The 13,324-nt window shown below is 62.3% G+C and carries 13 protein-coding genes; 4 read left to right on the top strand and 9 right to left on the bottom strand.

Annotated features, from left to right (window positions below):
* Window positions 1-211: 211 nt before the first annotated feature.
* Complete coding sequence (locus KYK33_RS01845) at window positions 212-2,167, top strand: ligand-gated channel protein (RefSeq protein WP_224431869.1); 1,956 nt, start codon at window positions 212-214, stop codon at window positions 2,165-2,167.
* A gap of 86 nt (window positions 2,168-2,253) precedes the next feature.
* Here KYK33_RS01845 and KYK33_RS01840 read toward each other — a convergent pair whose 3' ends face one another.
* Window positions 2,254-3,630, bottom strand: a complete 1,377-nt coding sequence (locus KYK33_RS01840; RefSeq protein WP_042042033.1) for an ATP-binding protein — start codon at window positions 3,628-3,630, stop codon at window positions 2,254-2,256.
* A gap of 4 nt (window positions 3,631-3,634) precedes the next feature.
* Entirely contained in the window at window positions 3,635-4,357 is a 723-nt protein-coding gene (locus KYK33_RS01835) for a response regulator (protein ID WP_042042034.1), read from the bottom strand.
* Window positions 4,358-4,573: 216 nt separating this feature from the next.
* On the opposite strand from KYK33_RS01835, the gene KYK33_RS01830 reads away from it, so the two are divergent.
* A complete protein-coding gene (locus KYK33_RS01830; protein ID WP_042042035.1) occupies window positions 4,574-4,909 on the top strand; it encodes a hypothetical protein in 336 nt (111 codons plus the stop codon).
* A 126-nt stretch (window positions 4,910-5,035) separates the two neighbouring features.
* Here the strand turns inward: KYK33_RS01830 and KYK33_RS01825 are convergent, their stop codons facing one another.
* The 4 genes from KYK33_RS01825 to KYK33_RS01810 form a co-directional block, all read right to left on the bottom strand.
* Window positions 5,036-5,443 (bottom strand): hypothetical protein, encoded by a 408-nt coding sequence (locus tag KYK33_RS01825; protein WP_224431868.1) that lies wholly within the window; start codon window positions 5,441-5,443, stop codon window positions 5,036-5,038.
* Window positions 5,444-5,619: 176 nt separating this feature from the next.
* Entirely contained in the window at window positions 5,620-6,522 is a 903-nt protein-coding gene (locus KYK33_RS01820; RefSeq protein ID WP_224431867.1) for a sensor domain-containing diguanylate cyclase, read from the bottom strand.
* Window positions 6,523-6,605: 83 nt separating this feature from the next.
* Complete coding sequence (locus KYK33_RS01815; RefSeq protein ID WP_042042038.1) at window positions 6,606-7,337, bottom strand: class I SAM-dependent methyltransferase; 732 nt, start codon at window positions 7,335-7,337, stop codon at window positions 6,606-6,608.
* A 215-nt stretch (window positions 7,338-7,552) separates the two neighbouring features.
* Entirely contained in the window at window positions 7,553-8,035 is a 483-nt protein-coding gene (locus KYK33_RS01810) for a GNAT family N-acetyltransferase (protein WP_224431866.1), read from the bottom strand.
* A 238-nt stretch (window positions 8,036-8,273) separates the two neighbouring features.
* Between KYK33_RS01810 and KYK33_RS01805 the strand changes: the two genes are divergently transcribed.
* Complete coding sequence (locus KYK33_RS01805) at window positions 8,274-9,308, top strand: acyltransferase family protein (RefSeq protein ID WP_224431865.1); 1,035 nt, start codon at window positions 8,274-8,276, stop codon at window positions 9,306-9,308.
* A 143-nt stretch (window positions 9,309-9,451) separates the two neighbouring features.
* On the opposite strand, the gene KYK33_RS01800 is transcribed toward KYK33_RS01805, so the two are convergent.
* Together KYK33_RS01800 and KYK33_RS01795 are read right to left on the bottom strand one after the other, a co-directional pair.
* Window positions 9,452-9,991 carry a GNAT family N-acetyltransferase gene (locus tag KYK33_RS01800; RefSeq protein ID WP_224431864.1) on the bottom strand — a complete coding sequence of 180 codons (540 nt, stop codon included), beginning with the start codon at window positions 9,989-9,991 and terminating at the stop codon, window positions 9,452-9,454.
* Window positions 9,992-10,036: 45 nt separating this feature from the next.
* Window positions 10,037-10,657 (bottom strand): outer membrane beta-barrel protein, encoded by a 621-nt coding sequence (locus KYK33_RS01795; protein WP_224431863.1) that lies wholly within the window; start codon window positions 10,655-10,657, stop codon window positions 10,037-10,039.
* 467 nt (window positions 10,658-11,124) lie between these two features.
* Between KYK33_RS01795 and KYK33_RS01790 the strand changes: the two genes are divergently transcribed.
* Window positions 11,125-12,516 (top strand): L-cystine transporter, encoded by a 1,392-nt coding sequence (locus KYK33_RS01790; protein ID WP_224431862.1) that lies wholly within the window; start codon window positions 11,125-11,127, stop codon window positions 12,514-12,516.
* A gap of 140 nt (window positions 12,517-12,656) precedes the next feature.
* Here KYK33_RS01790 and KYK33_RS01785 read toward each other — a convergent pair whose 3' ends face one another.
* Entirely contained in the window at window positions 12,657-13,322 is a 666-nt protein-coding gene (locus KYK33_RS01785; protein ID WP_224431861.1) for a hypothetical protein, read from the bottom strand.
* Window positions 13,323-13,324: the final 2 nt, after the last annotated feature.

Genomic DNA, 13,324 nt, shown 5'->3' with positions numbered 1-13,324 from the left:
GCCCCCTCCTCCTTGCCCTGACACGTTCCCTCTCTCCTGCCCCCATCAAGATGATAATAGATATCAATTGCGTTTAATTCTCATTTAATTAGAATGCCTGCCGAAACGGTTTCCCCGTTTGAGGCTCAATCCAGCCGTCCCAGTGCGACACCAAGATCCCGGGATGCCATGGCGGATTGAGAAACTTTCCTTCCCAGGAGTTCAGGTTCCCATGACCAGCACACGCATTACCCCCCTTGCCCCTCTGATATTCGCAGCCCTTGCCAGCCAGGCTCATGCCAGCCAGAACGAAGTGATGGTTGTCACGGCTTCAGGTTTCCAGCAGAAGATTGAAGAGACCGCCGCCTCCATCTCGGTCGTGACACGCGAACAGCTGGAGAAGCGCGCCTATCGTGACGTCACCGATGCCTTGAAAGACGTGCCCGGGGTTGTGGTGACAGGGGGGGGCAGCAGCAGCGACATCAGTATCCGGGGCATGGGCTCCAAATACACACTGATGCTGGTCGATGGTAAACGGGTCGACAGTCGTGGCACTCGCCCCAACAGCGATGGTCCTGGCATAGAACAAGGCTGGCTGCCTCCCCTGCAAGCCATAGATCGCATTGAGGTGGTACGCGGCCCCATGTCCTCCCGCTATGGTTCCGATGCCATGGGCGGTGTCATCAACGTCATCACTTGCAAGAGCGCCAGCATGACCGCATGGCAAGGCTCACTCCACGCCGACTCCACCTTTCAGGAAGATCAGGAGTCCGGAGATATCTTCCAGACCGACGCCTATGCGGCGGGCGCCTTGGTCGAGGGATTGCTGGGGGTGAGGATCAATGGTCTGCTCTCCCATCGAGATGAGGATCAGTTCGAGAATGGCTTTGCCGAACAAGAGATGCGCAGTGGTACTGCCGTATTCAGTCTGACGCCAGATGAACACAACAGGTTCGACTTCGAGGCCAGTCGCGGCCTGCAAGACAGGGATCGCACACCAGGTGACTCGATTCCCACCAAAGCCAAGCCGAGCCTGAATCGCTACGAGCGCACCAATTACGCCATCACCCACGACGGCCAATATGAGTTCGGCTCATCCTCCAGCTATCTGCAACACGAGGAGAACACCAATCCGGGTCGGCAGATGAAGATGCTCAACACCATAGCCGACACCCACACCCAGTTCATACTCGGCGATCACTATCTGAGCATCGGTGGCCAGTACCGCTATGAGGATCTGCAGGATCAGGGCAACCAGCTCAAGGTGGCCAATAGCGCCGATCAGCTGACGCGCTGGAGTTGGGCGCTGTTTGTGGAGGATGAGTGGGCCATGACCGAGAGCTTCGCCCTCACCGCCGGTGTGCGCCTGGATCAGGACGAGAATTATGGTGACCACTGGAGTCCACGCCTGTATGGCGTCTGGCATCCTGCCGAATTCTGGACCCTGAAGGGAGGCGTCTCTACCGGCTATCGTTCCCCTGACTTGCGTATGTCTGCCGCCAACTGGGGTCAGGCCACCGGAGGTGGCACCCAGGATGGCATCCTGGTCGGTAATGCGGACCTCAAGCCAGAGACCAGCCTCAGTGAAGAGATAGCGCTGCTGTGGGATGGTCAGCAAGGGTTGAATGCCAGCTTGACCCTGTTCAACACCGATTTTAACAACAAAATCTCCGAGGTTCGGCGCTGTTCCAGCAAGAGTGACCCTAGCTGTACCCTGAATGGCTACACCTATGACTTCATCAGCGATCGCATCAACGTCGACGAGGCGAACATGCGCGGGGTGGAGAGCACGGCCAACTGGGCGATCAATACCGATTGGTCCCTGGCCTCCAGTTATACCTACACCCAATCCGAGCAGAAAAGCGGTCCCATGGCTGGCAAACCCCTCAACCAGATGCCGCGCCACATGTTCAATACCTCGGTGGATTGGCAAACCACGGAGCAAGTCAGCCTCTGGTCGCGGGTCAACTTCCGCAGCAAGACCTCGGACTACCAGAGTCGCGCCAAAATGGCCGACGGCACGCCCTCCTACACCTTCTTCGACACGGGATTGGTCTACAAGGCCAACCAGGACTTGAGCGTCACTGCGGGCATCTACAACCTGCTGGACAAGACGGTGGATTACGGTAGCTACGGCACAGTGCTGGACGGGCGCCGCTACAACCTGGGGCTGACCTATCAGTTCTAATCACCCTCCCGGCAATACAAGAGGCCCGCATAATGCGGGCCTCTTGTCTTGTGGCGAGTGGGGGCGTGCTGGCGAGCGTCATCACCCTAGCGTGGCAAGCTGATCCTGGCTTCCAGTCCCCCTTCGGCCCTGTTATGCAGGGTCAACTCACCGCCGTGCTGGTGCACCAGGGTACGGGCGATGGAGAGCCCCAGCCCCACGCTGCCCGATTCGGTATTGCGGGCCTCGTCCAGGCGCACGAAAGGCTTGAACACTTCGTCGAGCTGGTCATGGGCTATGCCTGGCCCCTGATCGAGCACCCGAATGATCAACTCCTGAGGGCCAGGTTCGAGGCGAACCTCCACCTCCCCCGCGTACTTGAGGGCATTGCCTATCAGGTTCTGCAACACCCGGCGCAGGGTGTTGGCACGGCAGGCGTAGACCAGCTTGCCTTCTGCCTCGAAATGCACCGGCTGACCCATGTCGGCATAGTCGTCGCACAGACTCTCCAGCAGGCTGACCAGGTCCAGCTCCCGAGTCTGCTCCTGGGTGCCTTCGTCCCGGGCAAAGCTCAAGGTCGCCGCCAGCATCTGCTCTATCTGTTGCAGGGTCTGCTGAATGCGCTCCTTGTCCTCACCATCGGCCAGAAACTCGCTGCGCAGCCGCAGGCTGGTGATGGGCGTGCGCAAGTCATGGGAGATGGCAGCCAGCATCTGGGTCCTGTCCTGCACGAAGCGATCGAGCCGGGTGTGCATGCGGTTGAATGCCTGGATGGAGTCGCGGATCTCGGTCGGCCCCTCCTCCTTGAGCAACGCCGTCTCTTCGCCACGCCCCAGCTTGTCGGCATTATGGGCCAGCTGCTTGAGGGGGAGCGTGGCACGGCGAAACAGCCAGATCATCATGCCGATCACCAGACTGGCCACCAGCAGCAGGTTGAAGGTGGTCTGCCGCGACCAGGTACCCGCCTCCTTGTCTACCAGGGAACTGAACTGCAACCACTGGCCCCCCGGCAGCTCGATGGAGCCGTAGAGCCGCATATCCTGGGGAGGCGGCCCCTTGCGATCATCCATCATGCGCACATGATGGCGCCAGGCCCGGCTGCGGGGCGCATCCTTGCTCAGCTCGGCACTGATCTCCACCATCAGATCCGGGGGATAGCCCAGCTTGCTGCGCACCAGCGCCTCGAAGCGGGGACTGCGGTTGTCCGGTTGCAGCGGCTCGGGGGCGAGGCGCAGGAACAGGGTCTCGCTGCGGCTCGCCTTCAATATCTCCCGGTGCAACTCGGGGGGAGAGAGGGTCAACAGCCTGACCACAGAGACGATGCGCTGCATGGCATTGCGGCTATTGATAAACCCCAGCGCCTCCTCTCTATCTGTGCGGTAGATCTGGATGCTGAGCAGCTGGATCAGGATAAGCCCGGCCAGGGCCACCAGCACTATCTGACCGGTGAGCCCCTTGGGCCAGAGCCGCTTGATGAAGGCCATGGCGTCAGACCTGGGTCACATCGGCGGCGAACAGGTAACCGCCGCCCCAGATGGTCTTGATGAGTTCGGGATTCTTGGGATCCCGCTCCAGCTTGCGCCTCAGTCGGCTGACCAGGGTATCGATGGCGCGATCGAAGGCTACCGCCTCCCGGCCCCGGGCCAGATCCAGCAGCTGATCCCGGCTCAATACCCGCTGGGGCCGCTCCAGAAACACCTTGAGCAAGTCGAACTCGGCGGTAGAGAGGCTCAGCCCCACCCCATCCTCATCGAGTAACTCCCGGCGATTGATGTCGAGCAGCCAGCGGTCGAAGCGCAAATCCCGGGACAGCGTCTCCGCGGCGGGTTGCTGATCGGCCTGAGTACGGCGCATCACCGCCTTGATCCGGGCCAACAGTTCGCGAGGATTGAAGGGCTTGGCCAGATAGTCATCGGCCCCCATCTCCAACCCTATGATGCGATCTGTCTCCTCCCCCATGGCGGTGAGCATGATGATGGGCAGCCTGGATTTGACCCTGAGCTCGCGGCACAGGGTCAGACCATCCTCGCCGGGCAGCATCAGATCGAGCACCAGCAGATCGAACTCGCGCTCCTCCAGCAATTTCTTCATCTCGCGCCCATCGCGGGCACAGCTGACCCGCATGCCATGCTGCTCCAGAAAGCGCTTGAGCAAGTCGCGGATCTCGCCGTGGTCATCGACCACCAGGATATGGTTGTTCAACTGATTCATGACGCGACTCTCTCTCAGACAAAGGGGCGTGAGCGTAACTGGCCCGATTATACGAAAATCCCCCGGGGGGTTTGTGTCAAACTGTGGCAAATGGGCGGGGTGGCACAGTCTGCTACAAAAAAGCCCCTTGCTGGCAAAGTTCAGACACGGACTGGGTGTTTACTTGAGGTCAAGGCAACACGCCGACTCTGCATTCATCCCTTGAGGAGCAACACCATGAAGAAACTGACCAAGACACTGCTGACCGCCACCCTGATCCTGGGCCTGCCGCTGGGTGCCTATGCCGCCAGCGAAGCCGTCACCACAGCCCAGCCCGGTGCCATGAGCGAGTGCGCCATGAAGGATGGCAAGCATCACGGTGGCCGCCACGACAAGATGGAACGCATGCAGAAAATGACCCCGGAAGAGATCCAGGCTCATCTGCAAAAGCGTTATGACAAGATAGAGGATCCGGTCAAGCAGGCCGAGTTCATCAAGAAGCTGGGCGAGCGCGCCGAGGGCATGACCAAACATGCCGACGCCATGAAGGCGTTCGCCGACGCACACAAGTAAGACCCATCAAGACACAAAAAAGGGGCCTCTGGCCCCTTTTCTTATCCGCACTCTTCTTGCCCGTCTTCATGCAGCCATACAAAAAGGGGCTCATCAGCCCCTTTCTCTCTGCACTCTCCCGTCGGGCTACGCCTTGGGCTTGTCCGCCACCCGCAGGCTCTTGACCGTCTCGCCTTCGAAGCGGATGACCACGTTTTTATTGTCGAGATTGGCATCCGGCAGCAGTGTCTTGGTGGTCTGGGCCAGGGTCGGTGAACTCTCGTTCAGGGTCGACAGGTCGTAGTTCCACAGCTCCACTTTATCCTCGGTGCCCGTGCTGGTCGGCGCACCAAACTTCTCCTTGATGCTCTCTTTGGTCGAGACACCGGACTTGATGCCAAGCGCCGTCTGCACGGCATCATTGGTATAGCTATCCGCGGCGCCGAGAGCCATCTCCTTGGTACTGTCGGAGACGGCGCCCGTGACGGCATCGAGCAGGCCAGCCTGTGCAAACAGCGGCAGTGAGGTCAGGGCAATCAACAGGATTTTTTTCATGGCAAGGTTCCAATGAATAGCAGGGAGGGGCTATGAGAACAGTTCGCAATCCTGTTCGTCAAGGTACCAGGCCAAGGAAAGAGTCATCAAGAACGCGACCAAGCGCCCGCCCCATGGGAAAAGCGCCCTGATACCGTCATCGCCCTGGGGCGGGATGGGCCAGAAAGTGTCGTGATTCAGGGTGCCGGACAGTGGGCCGCCTGATTGCGGCCCGCCCGCTTGGCGCGATAGAGCCACTCATCGGCGCGGGCTAGCACGGCCCCCGCCTCTTCCCCCGGTTGTATCTCGGTGGTGCCCATGCTGACGGTGATGTGCAGCTCGGGCGCCTTGTCATCCAGCACCATGGCCGCGACGGCGCCACGAATGCGCTCGGCCAATTGCCAGAGCCCATCCCCCTGCAACTGGGGGAGCAGGAGCAAGAACTCTTCGCCACCGCTGCGCACGAAGAGATCCCCCCGGCGCAGCTGGGCCGCAACGCAGGCACAGAACGCTTGCAGCACGCCATCCCCTTGCTGATGGCCATAGCGATCGTTGATCTGCTTGAAGTGATCGATATCCAGCATGATGAGGCCCGCCGTTACGTGGCCCGCAACCAAGCTGGGGAAGTGTTCGAAGAAATAGCGACGATTGTGCAAGCCGGTGAGCTGGTCCGTCTCGCTCAGCACTTGCAGACGCCGCTGCAGGTCATGCTGGCGGGTGATATTACGCGTCATCCAGGAGACGGCGCGCTTGCCCTCGTAGCGCGAGGGCAGTGGCGCTATCTTGCCCTCGAAGCGCTGCATCCCCTGAGGGCCCGCCTCGCTATCGATATCCTTGACCTCGGCGGCGGCCAGCTCGTACTCCACCACCTGCACCTGGTTGCTATCGAGGGTGAGGGCAATCTGCGCCATGATCCACGCCGCCTTGTCCGCTGGCAGCATGTCCTGCAAGCGCTTGCCGACCAAGGGGTTGCCATCCTGATAAGATTGCTGCTCTATGCCGCCCAGGTATTCGATGTAGTAACCATCCTCGCTGAGCACGAACAGGGGATCCGGTAGTTGAGCCATCACTTCATAGAGTTGTTCAACCGTCAGCGCCATATGCGGTGTCCTGTCTCTAGATGGTAAGGGGCGCCAGCCAGGCGCCTTTCTGTTATCTCACGGCCCGGGGAGTCGCACCAGCCTCAGGGCTTGCTGGCGGCCACCAGCAGCAACATCGGGCGTTCGGCCTCTTCGCTCAGGGCCGGGTTGGCGGCGATCTGGGCGGCGCTCGGCCCCCAATCTTCCACATGGACGAGCCGGAAACCATTTTCGATCAGAGGGTTGAGATAACCGCCCAGGGTACGGTGATACTTGATGACCCCCTCCGCCAACCAGTTGCTCAGCCGTGGCCCTTCGGCTTGATAACTGTTGATGGGCCAGGATCGCTGGCCGCCCTCATCGTGCAACCAGCCCTGCTGGCGTGGGCAGGTGAAGATGGGATGCTCCACCGAGAACACCAGGCGGCCGCCGGGTCTCAGCGCCGCGAACAATTGACCAAACAGGGGGCCAACCTCGGCCAGATAGTGCAGCGCCAGCGAGCTGTAGATGAGGTCATATTGCGCGCCGTCCAGCGCCAGGGCCGCCAGATCTTCCCGCCGGTAATGAATGGCCGGGTCCCGGGTCAGCTCCGCCGCCCGGGCCAGCATCCTGCTGGAGAGATCGATGCCCACCACTTCGCTCGCCCCCTGCTCCCGGGCGCTGCGGCAAAACCAGCCATAGCCGCAGCCGAGATCCAGCACTCGCTTGCCTGCCAAGGCTGGCAACATGGCCTGCAGCGAAGACCACTCAGGAGCCCCCGCCAAGCCTTGAATTGAGCGGGGCAACTGGGCATAGCCTTCGAAAAAACCCTGATTATCATAGATATTTTGTGACATTTTTCACTCCTGGCACCTGAGGCCATCCTAGCAAACAAGATTCATATGATCACGAAGACCCGGCTGACAACTTGACGATCCACGGTCAGACAATAACGCCCCAGGGGGCCGCCTGGCCTCGGCGACCGGCATCCAGCGCAGGCAACGGCAATGAAAGGGCCACGGACAGTATCAGCGCCGGCTTGGCGCCCAGTACAGTGCCGGTCTGGAGAGGGTCACGAGAGCTTCTTCTGCCAGAACATGGCCCTGCCCAGCTCGGGATCGAGTGCGTAGCCGGCGAAGCCACTGGCCCGATAGGCGGCCTGGGCCACCCGGTTGCCCTCCAGTACCTCCAGGGTCACCTTGCAGCAACCCAGCTCGCGGGCGAGCCGCTCCGCCTCGGCCAGCAAGCGCTTGCCCAGGCCGCGGCCGCGGTAGTCCGGGTGCACGGCCAGATCGTGAATGTTGAGCAAGGGACGGCAGGCAAAGGTGGAGAAACCCTCGAAGCAGGTCGCCACCCCGGCTGGCTGACCATCGATCCAGGCCAGCAGTACATGGGCCCCCTGACGCTTGGCCAGCGTCGCCGCCAATTGCGCCTTCACATCCGCAGGCAGTGCCGTGCCACCGCCCATCTCATCCCTGGCATAGGCATCGAGCAAGAGCTCCAGCGCCTCCCCATGTTCCGCCCTGTTCAGATCCGCCCTGATCACCTCTTCCATCCCTGACTCCCTGATCCATGATGAGGCCACAACGACTGTGGCTTGCTGCCCTCGATGGTAAACCAGCCATCCATGGCAGACCAAGCCCTGCTATGCCCCCCGGGGAGCCGAGTCCGCGCCAGGGTAACAAAGGGTAACCGGCCATCGGCAGGGGTCACAGTTGTCGCAACCCAGGCTGGAGGAGCGTCAGTTGCGACTGCTATGCTGCGCCCCTGATCCAAAGCGCCAACGAGGTATCATGCGCATCTCCAGCATCGAGTGCGGGCGAGTCCTGGCCATCCTGGCCGTGATGACCATTCACCTCTCCCCCTTCAGCAATCCGTTCGATCCCACCCTCTGGGACGGCACCCCCTACCTCTGGCTCGGGGCCATCATCAACCAGCTCTGCCGCTTCGCGGTGCCGCTCTTCTTCCTCTGCGCTGGCTACTTCCTGCAACCCGCCCTGGCTGCAGGCAAGCCTATGGCGGTGGCGCTGCGCTACTGCCGCCCCCTGCTGGGGCTTTGGCTGGTGTGGAGCCTTGTCTATCTGCTGGTGCCCTTCAACCCGGTCGCGGCCATGACGGAAGGCTATCTGCCCGCCATGGCGGGCCAGTGGCAGATGCAGCTGGGGGATCCCCTCAACGCCTGGTGGGTGGGGGGCATGATCCACCTCTGGTTCCTGCCCGCCCTGATGCTGGCCGTTCTGCTGCTGGCCCTCTGCTGGCGGGTCAGGCTGCCCCGGCTGGCCATGGTGGCGGGCGCCCTGCTCTACGGGCTTGCCCTGATCGGCGGCTCCTATGGCCCGCTGCTAGGGGGCGAGTGGGCCCTGCTGACCCGCAACGGCCCCTTCTTCTCGCTGCTGTTCGTGGCCCTTGGTGCCGAGCTGCGCCTGCGTGGCTGGCAACCCGATGCCAGGCGCTGCGCCCTGCTGATGGTGGCGGGGATGGGCCTCTATGCCCTGGAGGCCACGGGCTTGCTGCGTTTCACCGCCGTGCCCCTCAATCGTCATGACTTCCTGCTGGGCTCCCTGCCCTGGGCCCTCGGCCTGTTCGGCCTGCTGCTGGCCAACCCAAGCTGGGGCAAGGGCAGCTGGCTGGAACGCCAGGCCCCCAAAGTGTTGGGTCTTTACTGCCTGCATATGATGCTGGTGGTCTGGCTGATGGTGTTCGGCCCCCAGGGCAAGCTGCTGTGGTGGGAGCTGGTGAAGGTGCCGGTGCTACTGGTGCTCTCCCTGCTCGCCTACCGACTGCTGGCGGCGAACCGGGTCAGTGGCTGGCTGTTGCGGGCTCGCTGAGGGGGTTAGCGCTGGTGGCTGCGGATCCGCCCTCCCCGGCCAGCAAGTCGGTGTGGGCAAGCATGCACGAGCAGCGGGTGCTCGTCATGGGCGCCAGCGCGGTACCGTTCAACAGTTTGACGTCAGCGAGCACCGGAGCCGTCTCACTCGGGGCATTGAGTGATCCCTTCATCCAGCCTCAGTCGGTAATAAGTACCTCGCTGCCAGATGAAGCCCAGCCGCCGAAACAACCGCTGGCTGGGCAGATTATCCGGCTCGATATCGGCCAGCAGGGTGGCGATGCCCAGTTCCCGGGCAACCGCCATCACGGCCCCCAGCGCCTCGTCCATCAGGCCGAGGCCCCAATGGTGGTGAGCCAGCATGCAGCCGAGCTCGGCCTGGCGAAGGTCAATCCGTTCGGGGTCCGGCGTGAAACTGTGCAAGCCGCAGGTACCGATGAGGCGACCACTCTCCCGCAGGGTCAATCCCCACTCCAGAGATTCCCCCGCGGCCAGCAAACGTTCGACGCTCGCCAGCATCTGCGAGACGGTGGCGAGGGACGGAAAAGGAGGCTCGCCGACGAAGCGCATCACCTCGGGATCCCCATAGATGGCGAAGAGATCGGTGTCGTCCCGCCCATCGAGCGGGCGCAGAAGCAGCCTGGGGGTAAGCAGAATGGGCAATTCGCGAGGCAGGGGTGGCACAGGATCACATCGCCTTGTCTGTTTAAGGGAGCCCCATCATGGGGCTCAGAACCTCAGGGTCAAGCCGATATTGGCCTGCCACTGGGTGATCAGATCCCCCCGTACCCGGAAGGCACAGACCTCGGGATTGCAGAGGAACTGGCTGTCGTCATTGACCAGGGAGCCGTAGCCGCGCACCTCGGCCCGCAGCGCCAGTCGCTGGGTCAGACGGGGTTGCACCCCCAGCGCCAACGACATGGAGGGCGCCACCTCGCTCTCATAGGCATCGAAGCGGGTCACCCCGATGCCGGCACCGATATAGGGCGCCATGACGTTGTCGAAGAGGGTGAGGGCGCCGGCGAAGTGCAGGGTGTCCACCGTCAGCCTGTCCGGCTGATCCGGGGAGATGGGGGTCGACTGATGGCTGTAGAGCAGCTCTATCATGCCGGGGTCATTGACCTCTTTGCTGATGAACAGGCCCCAGTTGCCCGAGCTCTCCCCCTGCAGGGAATCAACGGCGGTCGAAACCGGCATGGGGGCCGGCTCATCCATCTTCTCGAAGTCGATCGATGAGCTGTAACCGAGAAAAGGGGTCACCTGCCAGCCCAGATCGGCGGCCGACTCCTCTCCCCAGCTCTGACCCAGCGGCAGCAACATTCCCACCACCATCACTCCTGCTCTCGTCATGACCATTCCCTGATGTGCATTGCTTGTGCCAAAAGCATATCAGAGCCCGCTTCACCCACTCCTAAACAGAGGCTGTATAACGCAATTTTGGCTTGCCGGGCTGACGCGGCCCCAGCCGCATCCCCCAACATGTGCGCCACGCCACACTGTCTATCTGGCATGGACCTGTGCCACGCAAGCTGGCGGCGCTGCGCCACCCTGTTGCCACGGGATGGCCCTTGGTCGCGATGGCGGTGATGGCCGCCCCCTCGCGAAGTGCAAGCCCGGCAAGGCAATCCCGTCTTGCTTGCCCCCATGTCATGGCCAATGGACTCGACACCTTGCTCAGTAATTAATCCAACAGACTGATCCTTCTATAAAATTCCATTTCTGTCTAAGCCACTCTCGAGAGCGCTGGTACCATACGCAGCCCTGTCGGATCCGGGCTCCCCCGTCCGCAGCGACCCAACTCTGCCGCTGGAGGCCCCATGAATCTACCCCTCATCATCAATGTGTTGCTGTTCGCCGCCCTGCTGACGGCCCTGGCCAGACTCAGCAAGCCAAGCTGGAGCCTGTCCCGCAAGGTCCTGACCGGCCTGTCGATGGGGGTACTGTTCGGTTTCGCCCTGCAACTTTGCTATGGCACCGGTCACCCCGTCATCGCCGCCTCCATCGAGTGGTTCAATCTGGTCGGCAACGGCTACGTGCAACTGTTGCAGATGATTGTCATGCCGCTGGTGTTCGCCTCCATACTGAGCGCCGTGGCCAAGCTGCACAACGCCAGCTCCCTGGGGCGCATCAGTCTGCTCACCATAGGCACCCTGCTGTTCACCACCCTGATTGCCGCCCTGATCGGCGTGCTGGTCACCCAGCTGTTCGGCCTGACCGCCGAGGGCCTGGTGCAGGGCGTCAAAGAGAGTGCCCGACTCGATGTGATTGAGACCAGCTACCTTGCCAAAGTGAGCGAGCTGGGTGTGCCGCAGCTGCTGCGCTCCTTTATTCCCAAGAACCCCTTCGCCGATCTGACCGGGGCCAACCCCACCTCCATCATCAGCGTGGTGATCTTCGCCGCCCTGCTGGGTGTGGCCGCCCTGCAGCTGAAGAAGGAGGATGCCGGCAAGGGGGACAAGGTGCTCGCCGCCATCGATACCCTGCAAGCCTGGGTGATGAAGCTGGTCCGCCTCATCATGACCCTCACCCCCTACGGCGTGATGGCGCTGATGACCAAGGTGGTCGCCAGCTCAAACCCTCAGGAGGTGATGACACTGGGCAGCTTCGTGCTTGCCTCCTACCTGGGGCTGGGACTGATGTTCCTGGTCCATGGCCTGCTGCTCGCCCTGGTTGGCGTCAATCCCCTTAGCTTCCTGCGCAAGGTCGCCCCCGTGCTGAGCTTCGCCTTCAGCAGCCGCTCCAGTGCCGCCACCATTCCCCTCAATGTGGAAGCCCAGACCCGTCGCCTCGGGGTGCCCGAGGCCATCGCCAGCTTCGCCGCCTCCTTTGGCGCCACCATAGGCCAGAACGGCTGCGCCGGTCTCTACCCGGCCATGCTGGCGGTCATGGTGGCCCCGACCGTGGGCATCGATCCCCTGGATCCGGTCTGGATAGCCACCCTGGTCGGCATCGTCACCCTCAGCTCCGCTGGCGTGGCCGGTGTCGGCGGCGGCGCCACCTTCGCCGCCCTGATCGTGCTGCCCGCCATGGGGCTGCCGGTCACGCTAGTGGCACTGTTGATCTCGGTCGAACCCCTCATCGACATGGGCCGCACCGCCCTCAACGTCAATGGCGCCATGACGGCCGGCACCATCACCAGCCAGCTGCTCGGCCAGACCGACAAGGCGCGGCTGCATGATGAGCACAGCGCCGAGCCCGTGCAGGGTTAGCAGTATGATGAAGGTACATGGTTGATAGAACACTATGGTGAAGCGGCATGGTTGAATCCTGTCCGCAGCCGATAGCAAACAGGGAGCCTCGGCTCCCTGTTTGCTATCTGTGACTCGGATACCGCGAGAGATGACCCCGACTAACTGCCGGTGACACCGCTCGGCCCGTCCTCTTTGAGCCAGGTAACAGGCAGTGCCTCATGCGGGCTCTGCAGGGTGAGGCTGATCAGCTGACCATGTTCCGTGGCCAGCTCAAGGGGCCCGCTCAGGCCATCGAAGCCACAGCCATCCTCACTGAACTGGTAGCGGCCGCTGGTTGCCCCCTGCCCCGCCTGCCAGGATCCCGTGCTCTGACAGCGATCACTGGCCAGGGTCAGTCCGCCCCGCTCATTGAGGCTCAGTCGATAATGCTCCCCCCCTGATACGGCGCTGTACTCTCCCACCCAGGGCAGGGGATCCACGCTGGCGCCCTCCGCCAGGGGATAGAGGGTGAATTCCCCCTGGGGTGAGCGGCAATCGACACGCTCCTGCCCCGCCCGGCACTGGTACTCTCCCTGAGCGAAGCTGAGTTCGGCGCTCTCCCGTTCATCCGGGGCATAGCTTTGCTGGTTGTCCCGCTCATCCCAGCGGGTCAGCAACTGCCGGCCCTGACTGTCCTGGCTCAGCTCAAACAGGGTGGCACGCCCCGCCTCATCCTGGGTGCTGCCCTTGTATTGCGTCCAGGAGAGGGCGGGGGCCTGGCTCTCATTTTGCTGACAGCCAGCCAACAGCAGGATAAACGGCATGCAGAACAGTAACTTGTTCATGG

The sequence above is a fragment of the Aeromonas rivuli genome, assembly GCF_020149575.1.
GTDB classification, from domain to species: domain Bacteria; phylum Pseudomonadota; class Gammaproteobacteria; order Enterobacterales; family Aeromonadaceae; genus Aeromonas; species Aeromonas rivuli.
The sequence above is the reverse complement of the archived record's forward strand: the minus strand, read 5'-3'. Positions and strand labels throughout refer to the sequence as shown.